Consider the following 17325-nt stretch of genomic DNA (forward strand, 5'->3'; position numbering starts at 1 on the left):
GGAGTAGATGATGCAGTTCTCTAAAATGCATGGCCTTGGCAACGATTTTATGGTCGTTGACGCGGTAACGCAGAATGTTTTTTTCTCGCCGGAGCTGATTCGCCGCCTGGCGGATCGCCACCTTGGCGTCGGATTCGATCAGCTGTTAGTGGTGGAGCCGCCCTACGATCCGGATCTGGATTTCCATTACCGGATCTTTAATGCCGACGGCAGCGAAGTGTCGCAGTGCGGCAACGGTGCGCGCTGTTTCGCACGCTTCGTCCGGCTGAAAGGCCTGACCAATAAACGTGACATCCGCGTGAGTACGGCCAACGGCCGTATGGTATTAAGCGTAACGGAAGACGATCTGGTGCGGGTGAACATGGGCGAGCCCAACTTCGAGCCCTCCCAGGTGCCGTTCCGCGCCAACAAAGCGGAAAAGACCTATATCATGCGTGCCGCCGAGCAGACAGTATTGTGCGGCGTGGTATCCATGGGGAACCCGCACTGCGTTATCCAGGTGGATGATGTGGATACGGCGGCGGTGGAAACCCTCGGCCCGGTAATGGAAAGCCATGAGCGTTTTCCGGAGCGCGCCAATATCGGCTTTATGCAGGTGGTTGGCCGGTCCCATATCCGTCTGCGCGTCTACGAACGCGGCGCCGGGGAAACTCAGGCCTGCGGTAGTGGCGCCTGCGCCGCGGTGGCGGTGGGGATCCAGCAGGGGCTGCTCGCTGAAACGGTACGTGTGGAATTACCCGGCGGTCGTCTTGATATCGCCTGGAAAGGCCCGGGCCAGCCGCTGTTTATGACCGGCCCGGCGGCCCATGTCTATGATGGATTTATTCATTTATGAAACCAATCGGGGAAGAACAACAGGAGGTCGCCAGCGCATTGAACGATCGCGCCGTGGTGGACTATCTGTTGCAACATCCTGAATTTTTTATTCGTAATGCCGCCCAGGTCGAACACCTCCGCGTCCCGCATCCGGTACGCGGTACGATTTCGCTGGTGGAGTGGCATATGATGCGGGCGCGTAACCATATTCATGTGCTGGAAGAGAATATGTCGCTGCTGATGGAGCAGGCGGTCGCCAATGAAAGCCTGTTCCAGCGCCTGCTGCAGCTGCAAACGCGGCTGGCGGCGGCGGAGAGCCTCGACGATATGCTCAACCGCCTTCACCGCTGGGCGCGCGAGCTGGGGCTGGCGGGCGCCACGGTGCGCCTGTTCCCTGACAGCTGGCGCCTCGGCGCGCCTTCGAAGTTTACCCATCTGGCGTTAAGCCGGCAGGCGTTTGAGCCGATCCGTATTCAACGTCTGGGCCAGGCGCGCCACTACCTTGGGCCGCTCAACGGTCCGGAGCTGCTGGTGGTGCTGCCGGAGGCGAAAGCCATTGGGTCAGTGGCGATGTCGCTGCTGGGCGGCGATAATGCCCCCGGCGTGATGCTCTTTAGCAGCCGCGATGCGCAGCATTATCAGCCAGGACAGGGGACGCAGCTGCTGCAGGAGATTGCCCAGATGCTGCCCGGCCTGCTGGAGCGCTGGATTGAACGCGCATGACCGATTCTCCTCTCTTCTCCGCCGTCTCCCGCTTTCTGCGCCACCTGGGCGTTGAACGCCAGCTCAGCCCGATCACGTTACTGAATTACCAGCGACAGCTGGACACGCTGATCGCCCTGGCGGATGAGGCGGGTTTGAAAAGCTGGTCGCAGTGCGATGCCGCTCAGGTGCGAAGCTTTGCGGTGCGCAGTCGCCGCGCGGGGTTAGGCCCGGCGAGCCTGGCGCTTCGCCTGTCGGCGCTGCGCAGTTTCTTCGACTGGCTGGTCGGCCAGGGCGAGCTCAGCGCCAACCCGGCGAAAGGGATCGCCGCGCCGAAAATTCCCCGTCACCTGCCGAAAAATATCGATGTCGATGACGTCAATCGGCTGCTGGATATCGATCTCAACGATCCGCTGGCGGTGCGCGACCGGGCGATGCTGGAGGTGATGTACGGCGCGGGGCTGCGTTTGTCCGAGCTGGTCAACCTTGATATCAAACATCTCGATCTCGAAAGCGGCGAGGTCTGGGTGATGGGCAAAGGCAGCAAAGAGCGCCGTTTGCCGATCGGTCGCAACGCCGTGATGTGGATTGAGCACTGGCTGGATTTACGCGGCCTGTTCGGTACCGACGACGACGCGCTGTTTTTGTCGAAACTGGGCAAGCGCATTTCGGCGCGCAACGTACAGAAGCGGTTCGCCGAGTGGGGCATTAAGCAGGGGCTGAACAGCCATGTGCATCCGCACAAGCTTCGCCACTCCTTTGCCACTCATATGCTGGAGTCCAGCGGCGATCTGCGCGGTGTGCAGGAGCTGTTGGGTCATGCTAACCTCTCCACCACCCAAATTTATACCCATCTCGACTTTCAACACCTTGCCTCGGTGTACGATGCCGCGCATCCGCGCGCAAAACGGGGGAAATAATGCGTTTTTACCGACCTCTGGGCCAGATTTCCGCGCTGACGTTTGACCTGGACGATACCCTTTATGATAACCGCCCGGTAATTGACCGGACGATGCACGAGTCGCTGGCTTTTGTGCGCAGCTACCATCCGTCGCTCAGCCAGTTCGACGCCCATGAGCTTAATCAGCTGCGCCAGACGCTGCTGGCATCCGAGCCTGAGATCTATCACGACGTGACCGTCTGGCGCCACCGTGCGCTGGAGTTAGGCATGCGTAACGCCGGCCTCTCCGCCGACGCGGCGAAAGCGGGGGCCGATGCGGCGATGGAACACTTCGCCCACTGGCGTAGCCGCGTCGATGTCCCGCAGGAGACCCACGATACGCTGACGAAGCTGGCGGAGAAGTGGCCGCTGGTGGCGATTACCAACGGCAACGCCCGACCAGAGCTGTTCGGCCTGAGCGACTATTTCCGCTTTGTGCTGCGCGCCGGGCCGGATGGCCGCTCCAAGCCGTTTGCCGACATGTACCATCTGGCGGCGGAGCGCCTGAACTTACCGCTCGGGCATATTCTGCACGTCGGCGATGACCTGACCACTGACGTCGCCGGATCGCTGCGCTGTGGCATGCAGGCATGCTGGATCAAACCGCAAGGCGCGGACCTGATGCACACCGCGGACAGCCGCCTGCTGCCGCATATTGAAATTTCACGGTTGGCATCTCTGACCTCGCTGATATAATCACCAGTCACTCTGTATATATTAACAGGGGTTCGTGGAACCCCTTCTCTTCCGGCGGTGCCAATGGACGTTTCTTACCTGCTCGACAGCCTCAATGACAAACAGCGTGAAGCCGTAGCGGCCTCGCGCACCAACATGCTGGTGCTGGCAGGGGCGGGCAGTGGTAAGACGCGCGTTCTGGTGCACCGTATCGCCTGGCTGCTGAGCGTAGAGAACTGCTCGCCGTATTCTATTATGGCGGTGACCTTTACCAACAAAGCGGCGGCAGAGATGCGCCATCGTATCGGCCAGCTGATGGGCACCACCCAGGGCGGCATGTGGGTGGGCACCTTCCACGGCCTGGCCCACCGCCTGCTGCGCGCGCACCATCTGGACGCCAACCTGCCGCAGGATTTCCAAATCCTTGATAGCGAAGACCAGTTGCGCCTGCTGAAGCGTCTGATTAAGGCGATGAACCTCGATGAGAAGCAGTGGCCGCCGCGTCAGGCGATGTGGTACATCAACAGCCAGAAAGATGAAGGGCTGCGTCCGCATCATATTCAGAGCTACGGCAACCCGGTCGAGCAGACCTGGCAGAAGGTCTATCAGGCCTATCAGGAAGCCTGCGATCGCGCCGGGCTGGTGGACTTCGCCGAACTGCTGCTGCGCGCCCACGAGCTGTGGCTGAATAAGCCGCATATCCTCCAGCACTACCGCGAGCGTTTCACCAATATCCTCGTCGACGAATTCCAGGATACCAACAACATTCAATACGCCTGGATCCGCCTGCTGGCGGGCGATACCGGCAAGGTGATGATCGTCGGCGATGACGATCAGTCGATTTACGGCTGGCGCGGCGCGCAGGTCGAGAACATTCAGCGCTTCCTTAACGATTTTCCCGGTGCGGAAACCATCCGCCTTGAGCAGAACTATCGCTCGACCAGCAACATCCTCAGCGCCGCCAACGCCCTGATTGAAAACAACAACGGTCGCCTGGGCAAGAAGCTTTGGACCGACGGCGCCGACGGCGAGCCGATCTCGCTGTACTGCGCTTTCAACGATCTCGACGAAGCACGCTTCGTGGTGAACCGGATAAAAACCTGGCAGGAGAACGGCGGGGCGCTGGAGCAGTGCGCCATCCTCTATCGCAGCAACGCCCAGTCGCGCGTGCTGGAAGAGGCGCTTCTGCAGGCCAGCATGCCGTACCGCATCTATGGCGGCATGCGCTTCTTCGAGCGCCAGGAAATCAAAGATGCGCTCTCGTACCTGCGTCTGATCGCCAACCGTAACGACGATGCGGCGTTTGAGCGCGTAGTCAATACGCCGACCCGCGGCATCGGCGACCGCACGCTGGACGTGGTGCGCCAGACGTCGCGCGATCGTCAGCTGACGCTGTGGCAGGCCAGCCGCGAGCTGCTGAAAGATAAAGCGCTGGCCGGTCGCGCCGCCAGCGCCTTGCAGCGCTTTATGGAGCTGATTGACGCGCTGGCGCAGGAGACCACCGATATGCCGCTGCACGTCCAGACCGATCGGGTGATTAAAGACTCCGGGCTGCGCGCGATGTACGAGCAGGAGAAAGGCGAGAAGGGCCAGACCCGTATTGAAAACTTAGAGGAGCTGGTGACGGCGACGCGCCAGTTCAGCTACAACGAAGAAGATGAAGATCTGATGCCGCTGCAGGCGTTCCTCTCCCACGCCGCGCTGGAAGCGGGCGAAGGGCAGGCGGACACCTGGCAGGACGCGGTTCAGCTGATGACCCTGCACTCGGCGAAAGGGCTGGAGTTCCCGCAGGTGTTCATCGTCGGCGTCGAAGAGGGGATGTTCCCGAGCCAGATGGCCCTTGATGAAGGCGGCCGCCTGGAAGAAGAGCGTCGTCTGGCCTACGTTGGCGTGACGCGCGCCATGCAGAAGCTGACGCTGACCTACGCGGAAACCCGCCGTCTGTACGGCAAAGAGGTTTACCATCGCCCGTCGCGCTTTATTGGAGAACTGCCGCAGGAGTGCGTAGAAGAGGTGCGTCTGCGGGCCACGGTAAGCCGCCCGGTAAACCATCAGCGACTGGGCGCGCCGATTGCCGAGAGCGATACCGGCTACAAATTAGGCCAGCGCGTACGACATCCGAAGTTCGGCGAAGGCACCATCGTCAACCTCGAAGGCAGCGGCGAGCACAGCCGGCTGCAGGTGGCTTTTCAGGGTCAGGGGATCAAATGGCTGGTAGCGGCTTACGCCCGGCTCGAGGAAGTGTAACTTTAAGAAAAATATCATTATTTTGTAATATTCTGCTACCTTTATACGTTAAGGCGCCTGATTTGCGCTTTCGCGTTCCGTTGCGTGTTGACGCCGATTTTGCGCTGGCGTAACATGCGCGCACGATTACGCTAAGAGGACATTCGCCTTGGACACACCCAGTAGATGCTGGCTCAACTTCCTGTCATTCAGGAACAACTCCTAAGGCTATCCTCTTATGCTGATAGCCTTAGCGGTTGTCAGCGACCTGCCCCATTCCCGTCGCGCTGAGTCAGGCTTAATGGTCTGAAACCCAATTTGTTTCTGTGTGCCCACCGAACTGTCCGATAATTTTTTTGCATTGGGAGTCCCGGTCATGCTGAGCGCATTTCAACTGGAAAACAATCGTTTAACGCGCCTGGAAGCCGATGAGATCAAGCACCTCGCCAGCTCGGTGTGGGTCGATCTGGTCGAGCCTGACGATGATGAGCGAAGCCGCGTGCAGACGGAACTGGGTCAGAACCTGGCGACGCGCCCGGAACTGGAAGATATCGAAGCCTCCGCACGTTTCTTTGAAGATGAAGACGGGTTACATATCCACTCCTTCTTCTTTTTCGAAGATGCCGACGATCACGCGGGTAACTCTACCGTGGCGTTTACTATCCGCGAAGGGCGCCTGTTTACGCTGCGCGAGCGTGAACTGCCGGCTTTTCGCCTCTACCGCATGCGCGTGCGTAACCAGACGCTGGTGGACGGCAACGCTTACGAGCTGTTGTTAGATCTGTTCGAGACCAAAATCGAACAGCTGGCGGATGAGATAGAAAACATCTACAGCGACCTGGAAAAGCTGAGCCGCGTGATTATGGAAGGCCACCAGGGCGATGAGTACGACGAAGCGCTGTCGACGCTGGCGGAACTGGAAGATATCGGCTGGAAGGTCCGCCTCTGTTTGATGGATACCCAGCGCGCGCTGAACTTCCTCGTACGTAAGGCGCGCCTGCCGGCGGGTCAGCTGGAGCAGGCGCGGGAGATCCTGCGCGATATCGAATCCCTGCTGCCGCACAACGAATCGCTGTTCCAGAAGGTGAACTTCCTGATGCAGGCGGCGATGGGCTTTATCAATATCGAACAGAACCGCATCATTAAGATCTTCTCGGTGGTGTCGGTGGTGTTCCTGCCGCCAACTCTGGTGGCCTCCAGCTACGGAATGAACTTTGAATTTATGCCGGAGCTGCACTGGAGCTTCGGCTACCCGGGGGCGATCGTCTTTATGATGCTGGCCGGCCTGGCGCCGTATCTCTACTTCAAGCGTAAAAACTGGCTGTAGTTGTTGTGCCGGATGCGCTTCGCTTATCCGGCCTGGGTGCTGGACTTTTGTAAGCCGGATAGGGCACAGACGCTATCCGGCAATCTACTGGCTCCGACGCCCCCGTCTTTGCGTATACACCGCATCCATCACGAATATCGCCAGCGCCACCCAGATAAAGCCAAAGGTGACCATTTTATCCTTGCCCGGCACTTCGCCGTAGAACGTCACCGCCAGCAGGAACATCAGCGTTGGGCCGATGTACTGGAAAAAGCCCAGCGTGGATAGCCGCAGACGCGTTGCCGCCCCGGTGAAGCACAGCAGAGGGATGGTGGTCACCACGCCCGCCGCCATCAGCAGCAGATTGAGCGACCAGGGGTTCTGCCCCATATGGCTGGTGGGGCTGTCGGTGATGCCGAACAGCCAAATCGCCGCCACCGGCAACAGCCACAGCGTTTCCACCAGCATGCCGGTCTGCGCATCGACAGCGATTTTCTTGCGCACCAGACCATAAAAGGCAAAGCTGAAGGCCAGCCCAAGGCCGATAATCGGCAGCGAACCAAAGGTCCAGAGCTGCACCAGCACGCCGCAAAAGGCGAGAATCATCGCCAGCCACTGCAGGCGACGGAAACGTTCGCCAAGGAAAATCATCCCTAACAGAATGTTCACCAGCGGGTTGATAAAGTAGCCGAGACTGGCTTCCAGCATATGGTGGTTATTCACCGCCCAGATGAACAGCAGCCAGTTGCCGCCGACCAGCACTGCAGAGAGCGCCAGCAGGAAGATCTTGCGCGGCGTCTTCAGCAGCTTTTTCACCTGCGGCCACTGGCGGCTGACGCTGATGAGCGCCACCATGAAGAAGAAAGACCAGATCACGCGATGGGTCAGAATTTCATCGGCGGGAACATAGTAGATAAGTTTGAAGTACGCCGGCGCGATACCCCAGATAAAGTAGGCGGCGAGGGCCAGAATAATCCCCAACCGCGTCTGTTTCGCATCCATCGGTAAAATCCATTGCCAAAGAGAGTGATGTTACTCGATTTTGGCCAATCAACCCACCATATAGGTCGCTGTTGCGCTGGCAATATATACCTGCGCTTCGTTATGCAGTTCCACACGGGCTACCGCCACTTTATTGCCGGCGCGCAGCAGGGTGCTGGTCGCGGTAAAACGTTCGCCGCGGCCCGGACGCAGGTAGTCCACGCGCAGGTCGATGGTTCCCATGCGGGAAAGCCGCTGGCGCAGCTCTTCTTCGTTGATAGTGTCATGGCGGGTAAGGGTGCTGCCAACGCAGACCAGCCCTGCGGCGACGTCCAGCGCGGAGGCGATCACTCCGCCATGCAGAATGCTTTGCGCCCAGTTGCCGACCATCATCGGCTGATTATTAAAGCTGAGCTGGGCAAACGCTTTTTCATAGCGCTCCAGTTCGAGGCCGAGGGCGCGGTTAAACGGCATGTGATAGACGAAAATCTCCCCCACCAGTTTCAGAGCTGCTTCGGCAGTAAGTTCGGACATAACACCGGTTCCATTCGTTAATAAAATGTTGATTTTATGCTTCTAAAATATTGATTTCCACTTTCGGAGTGGATTAGGGGGCAGGGGATTAATAAACAGGTAGAATGTCTTCAGGTTAAACAAAAATAAAAACTATTTATCAGGAGACCAGCATGCGTATCTCTTTGGCCTGCCTGGCGGCGCTGTGCGCGCTACCGGCTGGTGCTATGGCGCAGGATGCGTCGGTACACGACAAACCAGCAGTGCGCGGCAGTATTATCGCCAACCTGCTACAGGATCATGATAATCCTTTTCTGCTCTACCCTTATGAAAGCAACTATCTGCTCTACACGTGGACCAGCGATCTCAATAAAGAGGCGATTCGCAGCTATGACTGGGCCGAAAATGCCCGTAAAGATGAAGTGAAGTTTCAGCTGAGCCTCGCCTTCCCGCTGTGGCGCGGCATCCTGGGGGATAATTCGCTGCTCGGCGCGTCCTATACCCAGAAATCCTGGTGGCAGCTCTCCAACAGCAAAGAGTCGGCGCCGTTTCGCGAAACCAACTACGAACCCCAGCTGTTTCTTGGTTTTGCGACCGACTATCAGTTTGCCGGCTGGACGTTGCGCGATATCGAAATGGGATATAACCACGACTCGAATGGCCGTTCCGATCCCACCTCGCGCAGCTGGAACCGGCTTTATGCCCGCCTGATGGCGCAAAATGGCAACTGGCTGGTGGAAGTGAAACCCTGGTATGTGGTGGGCAGCACCGATGATAACCCGGACATCACCAAATATATGGGTTATTACCGCCTGAAGGTGGGCTACCAGCTGGGCGAGGCGATCCTTAGCGCGCAGGGGCAATACAACTGGAATACTGGCTACGGCGGGGCGGAACTTGGGGTGAGCTATCCCATCACCAAACATGTTCGCGCTTACACCCAGATCTACAGCGGCTACGGCGAATCGCTTATCGACTACAACTTTAATCAAACGCGCGTCGGCGTCGGGCTAATGCTTAACGATCTGTTTTAATCGTTGCACTCTGGCTCGCAGGCGCTGAAAATAGCGCCTGTTTTCTTTTCAGGCAAATGGGGTCAACGTGGCACAGGCGGAAGTATTAAATCAGGAATCGCTGGCTAAGCAGGTTTTACAAGAGACCTTCGGCTACCAGCAGTTCCGTCCTGGCCAGGAGACGATTATCGAGACGGCGCTCGAGGGCCGTGATTGCCTGGTGGTTATGCCGACCGGTGGCGGCAAGTCGCTGTGTTATCAGGTACCGGCGCTGGTCATGGGCGGCCTGACGGTCGTGGTCTCGCCGCTGATCTCGCTGATGAAAGATCAGGTCGATCAGCTGCTGGCCAACGGCGTGGCGGCGGCCTGTTTGAACTCGACGCAGAGCCGCGAACAGCAGCAGGACGTGATGGCCGGCTGCCGCAGCGGGCAGGTTCGTCTGCTGTATATCGCCCCGGAACGGTTGATGCTCGACAACTTCCTTGAGCATCTGGCGAACTGGAATCTGGCGATGCTGGCGGTGGACGAAGCGCACTGCATCTCTCAGTGGGGCCATGACTTCCGCCCGGAATATGCCGCGCTGGGCCAGCTGCGTCAGCGGATGCCGCAGATCCCGTTTATGGCGTTGACCGCCACCGCCGATGACACCACCCGCCGCGATATCGTCCGTCTGCTGGGACTTAACGATCCGCTGATTCAGGTCAGCAGCTTCGACCGGCCGAACATCCGCTATATGCTGATGGAGAAATTCAAGCCGCTCGACCAGCTGATGCGCTACGTCCAGGATCAGCGAGGCAAATCGGGCATTATCTACTGCAACAGCCGTTCGAAAGTGGAAGATACCGCCGCGCGTCTGCAGAGCCGCGGCATCAGCGCGGCGGCTTACCATGCCGGCCTGGAAAACGACGTGCGCGCCGACGTGCAGGAGAAATTCCAGCGCGACGATCTGCAGATTGTGGTGGCGACAGTGGCCTTTGGGATGGGCATCAACAAGCCGAACGTCCGCTTTGTGGTGCATTTTGATATCCCGCGCAATATTGAATCCTACTATCAGGAGACCGGCCGCGCCGGGCGTGACGGCCTGCCGGCGGAAGCGATGCTGTTTTACGATCCGGCGGACATGGCGTGGCTGCGCCGCTGTCTGGAAGAGAAGCCCGCCGGACCGCTGCAGGATATCGAACGGCATAAGCTGAACGCGATGGGGGCGTTTGCTGAAGCCCAGACCTGTCGTCGTCTGGTGCTGCTGAACTACTTTGGCGAAGGACGCCAGGAGCCGTGCGGTAACTGCGATATCTGTCTTGATCCGCCGAAGCAGTATGATGGCTTAATGGACGCCCGCAAGGCGCTCTCCACTATTTATCGGGTTAACCAGCGCTTCGGGATGGGTTACGTGGTGGAAGTCCTGCGTGGCGCCAACAATCAGCGCATCCGCGAGATGGGCCACGATAAGCTCCCGGTATACGGCATCGGCCGGGAACAGAGTCACGAGCACTGGGTGAGCGTGATCCGCCAACTGATTCACCTTGGGCTGGTGACGCAGAATATCGCCCAGCACTCCGCGCTGCAGCTGACCGAAGCCGCACGCCCGGTGCTGCGCGGCGACGTTCCGCTGCAGCTTGCCGTACCGCGTATCGTGGCGCTGAAGCCGAAGGCGATGCAGAAATCCTTCGGCGGTAATTACGATCGTAAGCTATTTGCCAAGCTGCGCAAGTTACGTAAAGCGATTGCCGATGAAGAAAACATTCCCCCGTACGTGGTCTTCAACGACGCGACGCTGATTGAGATGGCGGAGCAGTCGCCGCTAACCGCTGGCGAAATGCTCAGCGTCAACGGCGTAGGGACACGTAAACTCGAGCGTTTCGGCAAGCCGTTTATGGCGCTGATCCGGTCGCATGTCGATGGCGACGATGAGTAGTCAGCTGGCTATAAAAGTGCCAGAATAGTTATCCTCTTCATTATTTTCCTGCGAGTTAACTATGCTGATGCTTTTCCTCACCGTGGCGCTGGTGCATATCATTGCGCTAATGAGCCCGGGGCCGGATTTTTTCTTTGTCTCACAAACGGCCATCAGCCGCTCGCGCAGAGAGGCGATGATGGGCGTACTGGGGATCACCTGCGGCGTGATGATCTGGGCGGGGGTTGCGCTGCTCGGCCTGAACCTGATCCTCGCCAGAATGGCATGGCTGCACAACATCATTATGATCGGCGGTGGCTTGTACCTGTGCTGGATGGGCTATCAGATGTTGCGCGGCGCGTTGAAAAAAGAGGCGGTGTCCCCGGCAGAACCGCAGGTTGAACTGGCCCGCAGCGGACGCAGCTTCCTGAAGGGATTGCTGACCAATCTGGCGAACCCGAAAGCGATTATCTACTTCGGCTCGGTGTTCTCGCTGTTCGTCGGTGACAGCGTTGGCGCCGGCGCGCGCTGGGGCATTTTTCTGCTGATTATCATGGAGACGCTGGCCTGGTTTTTGGTGGTTGCCAGCCTGTTCGCCCTGCCGGGGATGCGCCGCGGCTATCAGCGGATGGCGAAGTGGATCGACGGTATCGCCGGCACGCTGTTTGCGGGCTTCGGCATCCACCTGATTATCTCGCGTTAACCTGGCGCGATGCTCCACCCGGCTATATCCGGGTGGAGAAAGTGTCAATAGCGAAGCCGCTGCAGCTCGTCTTCAGACAGACCGGTCATTTCCATAATCGCTTCGTCATCAATCCCGCGTTTGCGCATCGCTTCGGCAACCTGCAGCAAGGCCTGATGTTTGCCTTCCTTTATACCTTCCTTTATGCCTTGCTGTACGCCTTTCCTGATGCCTTTTTCCATACCTTCTGCGAGCCATGTTTCCGCCAGCGTCATCAGTAATCCTCCATGCTGCGGCACGCGCTGTGCCAGCCCGTATAAGAGTGCCCGAGTATCCTCGGCATCCCCTGCCTGAGCCATATAGTTTACCAATACGGTGATTTGTTGTCCGCTCATCTGCTCCAGCATTAAGAGTTGGGTCAACTTATCCAGCAATTGCGCCATATCGCGCTGGCGGATGTGTTTTTGCACCAGCGTCAGGGCCGCCATGCTGCGGTGCTGCATAATGTCGTCGTCGGGGATCACCGTGATATCGACCAGCGGAAACGCCCCGCTATAGAGCTGGCGGGCGGTCTCGGGATCGGCGAAATTATCCAGCCAGCTCATAGACCAGGGATAGGGGCTGCGTCGTCCCTGATAGAAGAGGACCGGAATAACCAGAGGCAGCGTTTTATGGCCGCTCTCCAGATGGCGCTGCATGGCGGCGACGGCATAGCGCATTAAGCGAAAGGCCATCAGTTTATCGGGGGCGCTCTGGTGCTCGATCAGAACATGGACATACCCTTTACCGCGGGTGGTTTCCAGCGAATAGAGAATATCGCTGTAGTAGGGCCTGAGATCGTCTTCAAGAAAGCTGCCGGATTCCAGACGCAGGGTATCCAGTTTGCAGATCGCTGTTAACGACGGTGGCAGGTGGATCTCGATAAAATCGCGCGCTGTCTCAGCCCGCGACAGAAAAGTTTTAAATACCGCATCATGTGGGGTCGCCGTTTCTGCCATCGCCGTTCATCCGTGAATCACGTCTCTGGCGGCATCCTGGCACGGCGGGCTCAGCGTCGACAGCGGGCAAAAAGATTAATTTCCCGCTTTGCGCGCCGGCTCGCGCAGAGAGATGGCTTCGCCAGCCAGGCGAACCTCTCTTTGCGAGCGAGATTCCATCATTCAGGCGTGACGGGCGGAGGCGAGCAGCGCCCCAACCAGCATAAACAGTGAACCAAAGACTTTGTTCAGCGCCTTCATCTGCTTTGGCCCCTTAATCCATGCTGAAATGCGCTGTGCGAGGGTTGCATAGCCAATCATCACAATGATATCGACGACGATGGTGGTGACGCCCAGAACGAGATACTGCATCACCTGGGGCTGGTGGGGCAGGATAAACTGTGGAAACAGGGCGGCCAGAAAAACGATGCTTTTAGGATTGGTGAGATTCACGAACACCGCCCGCTGGAACAGTTTGCCGCGGGTCTGCGCCTTCGCCAGCGTATTCAGGTCGATGGCCCCTGCCGCGCGCCATTGCTGGATACCCAGCCAGATCAGGTAGGCTGCGCCGGCCCATTTCAGCACCTCAAAGGCCAGCACCGAGCGAGAGAAGAGAGTGCCGAGGCCGACGCCGACCAGCACGATATGAATGGCCAGCCCGGTCTGCAAACCGGCAATCGACGCCGCCGCGCCGCGGTAACCGTGGTTAATGGAGGTGGTCATGGTATTAATCGCTCCAGAACCCGGGGACAGGCTGAGAATGATTGATGTCAGCAGGTAGGCGAACCACCACTCAATGGTCATGAGAAACTCCCTGATTGTCTGTTTTTATGCCACAATACGCTATTGTGTCAGCATTGTGTGATACACGGCAAAAAAACGATTTTCAGCGGTTAACAGGGGTGTAAACCCGATGTTTGGGCAGAAAAAGGACTGGGAAACACGAGAAAACGCGTTTGCGGCCTTTAGCATGGGGCCGCTGACGGATTTCTGGCGACAGCGCGAAGAGGCTGAATTTAAAGGCGTCGATGATGTACCGGTACGCTTTGTTCGCTTTTGCGCGCAAAATAACGATCGGCTGGTGCTGATTTGCCCCGGGCGCATTGAAAGCTACGTGAAGTATGCTGAAGTGGCCTACGATCTCTTTCACAGCGGCTTTGACGTAATGATCATTGATCATCGCGGCCAGGGACGCTCGGGTCGTCTGCTCTCTGATACCCACCGCGGGCACGTGGTTAACTTCAGCGATTATGTTGATGACCTGGCTGCGCTCTGGCAGCAGCAGGTGGTCCCGGGCCACTGGCGAAAACGGTTTATCCTCGCTCACTCTATGGGCGGGGCGATTGCCACGCTTTTTCTGCAACGCTACCAGGCGCATTGCGATGCCATTGCGCTCTGCGCGCCGATGTTCGGGATTATCATTCGGCTGCCGGACTGGATGGTGCGGCATATTCTCGACTGGGCTGAGGGCCATCAGCGCATTCGCGAAGAGTATGCCATCGGCACCGGACGCTGGCGGGCGCTGCCTTTTGCCGTTAACGTGCTGACGCACAGTCGACAACGCTATCGTCGTAACCTGCGCTTCTATGCCGACGAGCCGCGACTGCAGGTCGGCGGCCCGACCTGGCACTGGGTGCGCGAAGGCATGCTGGCCGGTGACGAAGTGCTGGCGAATGTGGAGAAAGATACGGCCCCGACGCTGCTGCTGCAGGCGGAAGAGGAGCGGGTGGTCGATAATCTGATGCACGACCGCTATTGTGAATTACGGGCCGCCGCCGGCCATCCCTGTGAGGGCGGAAAGCCGCTCGTCATTGAAGGGGCATACCATGAGATCCTTTTTGAAAAGGACGCTATGCGCTCAGTCGCGCTCAATGCCATCGTCGAGTTTTTCAATCGACATACTTAATCCGACGATAACGCTCGTCGCCCTGCTTAGAGGTTAACTTTTTTATGTACCAGGTTGTTGCGTCTGATTTAGACGGCACGCTGCTTTCCCCCGATCATTTCCTGACCCCGTATGCCAAAGAGACGCTGAAGCTGCTTACCGCCCGTGGGATCAATTTCGTCTTCGCCACCGGCCGACACTACATCGACGTCGGGCAGATCCGCGATAATCTCGGCATCCGGTCGTACATGATCACCTCTAACGGCGCCCGCGTTCACGATAGCGATGGCCAGCAAATTTTCGCCCATAACCTCGACCGCGATATTGCCGCCGACCTGTTTGAAATCGTGCGCAACGACCCGAAAATCGTCACTAACGTCTATCGGGAAGATGAGTGGTATATGAACCGCCATCGCCCGGAAGAGATGCGCTTTTTCAAAGAGGCGGTGTTTAACTACAAGCTGTATGAGCCGGGCGAACTGGATCCGCAGGGGATCAGCAAGGTGTTCTTTACCTGTGAGGATCACGAACATCTACTGCCGCTTGAGCAGGCGATGAACGCCCGCTGGGGCGATCGCGTGAACGTCAGCTTCTCCACCTTAACCTGCCTGGAGGTGATGGCGGGCGGGGTATCGAAGGGGCATGCGCTGGAGGCGGTGGCGAAAATGCTCGGCTACAGTCTGTCCGATTGCATCGCTTTCGGCGACGGCATGAACGACGCCGAGATGCTGTCGATGGCCGGTAAAGGCTGCATTATGGCCAACGCCCACCAGCGGCTGAAGGATCTGCATCCGGAGCTGGAAGTGATCGGCAGCAACGCCGACGATGCGGTCCCGCACTATCTGCGTAAGCTGTACCTCGACTGAAAAAGATTGACGACTGGCGAATAACTGTCCAGTCGTCAACCTGACTCTTCGCTACAATGCCTGTTCTTTATCCAACGAGACGACCATTGTGGCGCTGTTAATTATCACCACTATCCTGTGGGCCTTTTCTTTCAGCCTGATTGGCGAGTACCTGGCCGGTAGCGTCGACAGCTATTTTTCGGTGCTGATGCGCGTGGGCCTGGCGGCGCTGGTGTTCCTGCCTTTCCTGCGGACGCGCGGCCAGTCTCCGCGCACGATCGTACTCTATATGCTGGTGGGCGCGATGCAGCTTGGCATCATGTACCTGCTGGCCTTTCGCGCCTATCTCTATCTGACGGTCTCGGAATTCCTGCTGTTTACCGTGTTTACCCCGTTGTATATCACGCTGATCTACGATTTTCTCAGCGGACGTAAACTACGCTGGGGCTATCTGCTGAGCGCCGCGCTGGCGGTGCTGGGGGCGGCGATTATCCGTTACGACAAAGTCAGCGATCATTTCTGGACCGGGCTGTTACTGGTGCAGTTGTCAAACCTCTGCTTCGCCATCGGGATGGTGGGTTACAAGCGCCTGATGGAGGTGCGACCGATGCCGCAGCACAATGCCTTTGCCTGGTTCTATGTCGGGGCCTTTATCGTGGCGGTGGCGGCATGGTTTATGCTGGGCAACCCACAGAAGCTGCCGACCACCAGGCTGCAGTGGAGCGTGCTGGTGTGGCTTGGCGTCGTGGCTTCCGGGCTGGGCTACTTTATGTGGAACTATGGCGCCACTCAGGTGGATGCCGGCACGCTGGGGATCATGAATAACGTCCATGTCCCCGCCGGGCTGTTGGTTAACCTTGCCATCTGGCAGGAGCAGCCGCACTGGCCGAGCTTTATTAGCGGAGCGTTGGTGATCCTGGCCTCGCTGTGGGTCCATCGACGCTGGGTCGCTCCGCACTCCGGACAAACGGCAGATGATCGCACGCGTGGTTCCGCGCAGAGCGAATAAACGCTTCGGTGACCGGTTGACGCTGTTCGCCATCGCGAACGGCCGCGTACAGCCGGCTCCATAATCCCTCGCCCAGGGTTTTGGTCACCACCAGACCCTGGCGTTCAAAACTTTCCACCACCCAGTGCGGCAGCGCGGCGATACCCATCCGGGCTGCCACCATCTGGATCAGCAACAGCGTGTTATCGACGCTTTTCAGCTGGGGACTGATGCCGGCCGGCTGCAGGAAATGACGCCAGATGTCGAGGCGTCCGCGCTGCACGGGATAAATCAGCAGCGTTTCCGTGGCCAGATCCTCCGGCGTAATCAGCGTCTTCATGGCTAACGGGTGCTCAGGCGCCAGCACCAGGCGCACCTCATAATCAAACATTGGCGAGTAGTGCAGACCGCTGCGCGGCAGGATATCTGAGGTCATGACCAGATCCAGTTCGCCCTGCTGCAGCGCAGGCTGCGGGTCGAAGGTGACGCCGGAATGGAAGTCGACTTCCACGTGCGGCCAGCGGGCGCGGAAATTCTCCAGCGCCGGCGTGAGCCACTGAATACAGCTGTGGCATTCGATAGCCAGCCGCAGCCGGGTCTGTTGTGGTTCGTTACAGTCCTGCAGGGCGCGAGCGATCTGCGGCAGCACCTGGTTGGCCAGCTGTAAGAGGATCTCCCCTTGAGGAGTAAAACGCAGCGGCTGGCTCTTACGCACAAAGAGACGAAAGCCGAGGCGCTGTTCCAGATCGCTGAACTGGTGAGACAAGGCGGACTGGGTCTGATGCAGGGCAGCCGCTGCGCCCGCCAGTGAACCGCTGTTCCGCAACGCTTGTAGCGTTTTCAGATGTTTAATTTCGATCATGAAAGTCCTTCACTTCGCCA

Annotated in this window: 18 protein-coding genes; 13 read left to right on the forward strand and 5 right to left on the reverse strand. The window is 58.4% G+C overall.

Features of this window, described 5'->3' with window-relative positions; all coding sequences use genetic code 11:
• The first annotated feature begins 10 nt into the window (after nucleotides 1–10).
• The 7 genes from dapF to corA all read left to right on the forward strand — a co-directional run bounded on the left by dapF (nucleotide 11) and on the right by corA (nucleotide 6686).
• Nucleotides 11–835 carry a diaminopimelate epimerase gene (dapF, locus tag ACOI7D_RS25600; RefSeq protein ID WP_002883394.1) on the forward strand — a complete coding sequence of 275 codons (825 nt, stop codon included), beginning with the start codon at nucleotides 11–13 and terminating at the stop codon, nucleotides 833–835.
• Complete coding sequence (locus tag ACOI7D_RS25605; RefSeq protein WP_044521756.1) at nucleotides 832–1539, forward strand: DUF484 domain-containing protein; 708 nt, start codon at nucleotides 832–834, stop codon at nucleotides 1537–1539. Before dapF ends, ACOI7D_RS25605 begins: the two co-directional genes overlap by 4 nt.
• Nucleotides 1536–2438, forward strand: a complete 903-nt coding sequence (xerC, locus tag ACOI7D_RS25610; RefSeq protein WP_101976474.1) for a tyrosine recombinase XerC — start codon at nucleotides 1536–1538, stop codon at nucleotides 2436–2438. Before ACOI7D_RS25605 ends, xerC begins: the two co-directional genes overlap by 4 nt.
• The gene (gene yigB / locus ACOI7D_RS25615) at nucleotides 2438–3154 is read left to right on the forward strand and encodes a 5-amino-6-(5-phospho-D-ribitylamino)uracil phosphatase YigB (RefSeq protein ID WP_101976475.1); all 717 of its coding nucleotides are present in this window, start codon (nucleotides 2438–2440) and stop codon (nucleotides 3152–3154) included. The genes xerC and yigB overlap by 1 nt, the downstream gene beginning before the upstream one ends.
• 63 nt (nucleotides 3155–3217) lie before the next feature.
• Nucleotides 3218–5380 carry a DNA helicase II gene (gene uvrD / locus ACOI7D_RS25620; RefSeq protein ID WP_004886784.1) on the forward strand — a complete coding sequence of 721 codons (2163 nt, stop codon included), beginning with the start codon at nucleotides 3218–3220 and terminating at the stop codon, nucleotides 5378–5380.
• Between the two features lie 148 nt (nucleotides 5381–5528).
• A complete protein-coding gene (gene ysgD, locus ACOI7D_RS25625) occupies nucleotides 5529–5585 on the forward strand; it encodes a YsgD/CorL family protein (protein ID WP_349815745.1) in 57 nt (18 codons plus the stop codon).
• A gap of 150 nt (nucleotides 5586–5735) precedes the next feature.
• A complete protein-coding gene (gene corA, locus ACOI7D_RS25630) occupies nucleotides 5736–6686 on the forward strand; it encodes a magnesium/cobalt transporter CorA (protein ID WP_002883400.1) in 951 nt (316 codons plus the stop codon).
• 84 nt (nucleotides 6687–6770) lie between these two features.
• Here the strand turns inward: corA and rarD are convergent, their stop codons facing one another.
• Nucleotides 6771–7667, reverse strand: a complete 897-nt coding sequence (gene rarD, locus ACOI7D_RS25635; protein WP_023291570.1) for an EamA family transporter RarD — start codon at nucleotides 7665–7667, stop codon at nucleotides 6771–6773.
• 48 nt (nucleotides 7668–7715) lie between these two features.
• Nucleotides 7716–8180: an acyl-CoA thioesterase YigI gene (gene yigI / locus ACOI7D_RS25640; RefSeq protein ID WP_002883404.1), complete on the reverse strand. Its 465-nt coding sequence runs from the start codon at nucleotides 8178–8180 to the stop codon at nucleotides 7716–7718.
• 152 nt (nucleotides 8181–8332) lie between these two features.
• Here yigI and pldA point away from each other — a divergent pair, with 152 nt between their 5' ends.
• The 3 genes from pldA (at nucleotide 8333) to rhtC (ending at nucleotide 11769) form a co-directional block, all read left to right on the forward strand.
• The gene (pldA, locus tag ACOI7D_RS25645) at nucleotides 8333–9193 is read left to right on the forward strand and encodes a phospholipase A (protein ID WP_044521760.1); all 861 of its coding nucleotides are present in this window, start codon (nucleotides 8333–8335) and stop codon (nucleotides 9191–9193) included.
• 67 nt (nucleotides 9194–9260) lie between these two features.
• The gene (recQ, locus tag ACOI7D_RS25650; protein WP_032454515.1) at nucleotides 9261–11087 is read left to right on the forward strand and encodes an ATP-dependent DNA helicase RecQ; all 1827 of its coding nucleotides are present in this window, start codon (nucleotides 9261–9263) and stop codon (nucleotides 11085–11087) included.
• A gap of 61 nt (nucleotides 11088–11148) precedes the next feature.
• The gene (gene rhtC / locus ACOI7D_RS25655; RefSeq protein WP_048336567.1) at nucleotides 11149–11769 is read left to right on the forward strand and encodes a threonine export protein RhtC; all 621 of its coding nucleotides are present in this window, start codon (nucleotides 11149–11151) and stop codon (nucleotides 11767–11769) included.
• Nucleotides 11770–11813: 44 nt separating this feature from the next.
• Here rhtC and ACOI7D_RS25660 read toward each other — a convergent pair whose 3' ends face one another.
• The gene (locus ACOI7D_RS25660) at nucleotides 11814–12746 is read right to left on the reverse strand and encodes an Rpn family recombination-promoting nuclease/putative transposase (RefSeq protein ID WP_023291573.1); all 933 of its coding nucleotides are present in this window, start codon (nucleotides 12744–12746) and stop codon (nucleotides 11814–11816) included.
• 162 nt (nucleotides 12747–12908) lie between these two features.
• Nucleotides 12909–13529, reverse strand: a complete 621-nt coding sequence (gene rhtB / locus ACOI7D_RS25665) for a homoserine/homoserine lactone efflux protein (protein ID WP_002883411.1) — start codon at nucleotides 13527–13529, stop codon at nucleotides 12909–12911.
• Between the two features lie 109 nt (nucleotides 13530–13638).
• On the opposite strand from rhtB, the gene pldB reads away from it, so the two are divergent.
• From pldB to ACOI7D_RS25680, 3 genes are all read left to right on the forward strand, one after another.
• Nucleotides 13639–14631, forward strand: coding sequence for a lysophospholipase L2 (gene pldB, locus ACOI7D_RS25670; protein WP_008807942.1), 993 nt, complete (start codon nucleotides 13639–13641; stop codon nucleotides 14629–14631).
• Nucleotides 14632–14675: 44 nt separating this feature from the next.
• On the forward strand, nucleotides 14676–15476 hold the full coding sequence (gene yigL / locus ACOI7D_RS25675; RefSeq protein ID WP_017899394.1) for a sugar/pyridoxal phosphate phosphatase YigL: 801 nt from the start codon (nucleotides 14676–14678) through the stop codon (nucleotides 15474–15476).
• 88 nt (nucleotides 15477–15564) lie between these two features.
• Nucleotides 15565–16464: a carboxylate/amino acid/amine transporter gene (locus ACOI7D_RS25680; protein ID WP_109546762.1), complete on the forward strand. Its 900-nt coding sequence runs from the start codon at nucleotides 15565–15567 to the stop codon at nucleotides 16462–16464.
• Here ACOI7D_RS25680 and metR read toward each other — a convergent pair.
• Nucleotides 16352–17305, reverse strand: a complete 954-nt coding sequence (metR, locus tag ACOI7D_RS25685) for an HTH-type transcriptional regulator MetR (RefSeq protein WP_032454519.1) — start codon at nucleotides 17303–17305, stop codon at nucleotides 16352–16354. The genes ACOI7D_RS25680 and metR overlap by 113 nt on opposite strands.
• Nucleotides 17306–17325: the final 20 nt, after the last annotated feature.

The sequence above is a fragment of the Klebsiella sp. C360 genome (assembly GCF_048822415.1).
Lineage (GTDB): Bacteria > Pseudomonadota > Gammaproteobacteria > Enterobacterales > Enterobacteriaceae > Klebsiella > Klebsiella quasipneumoniae.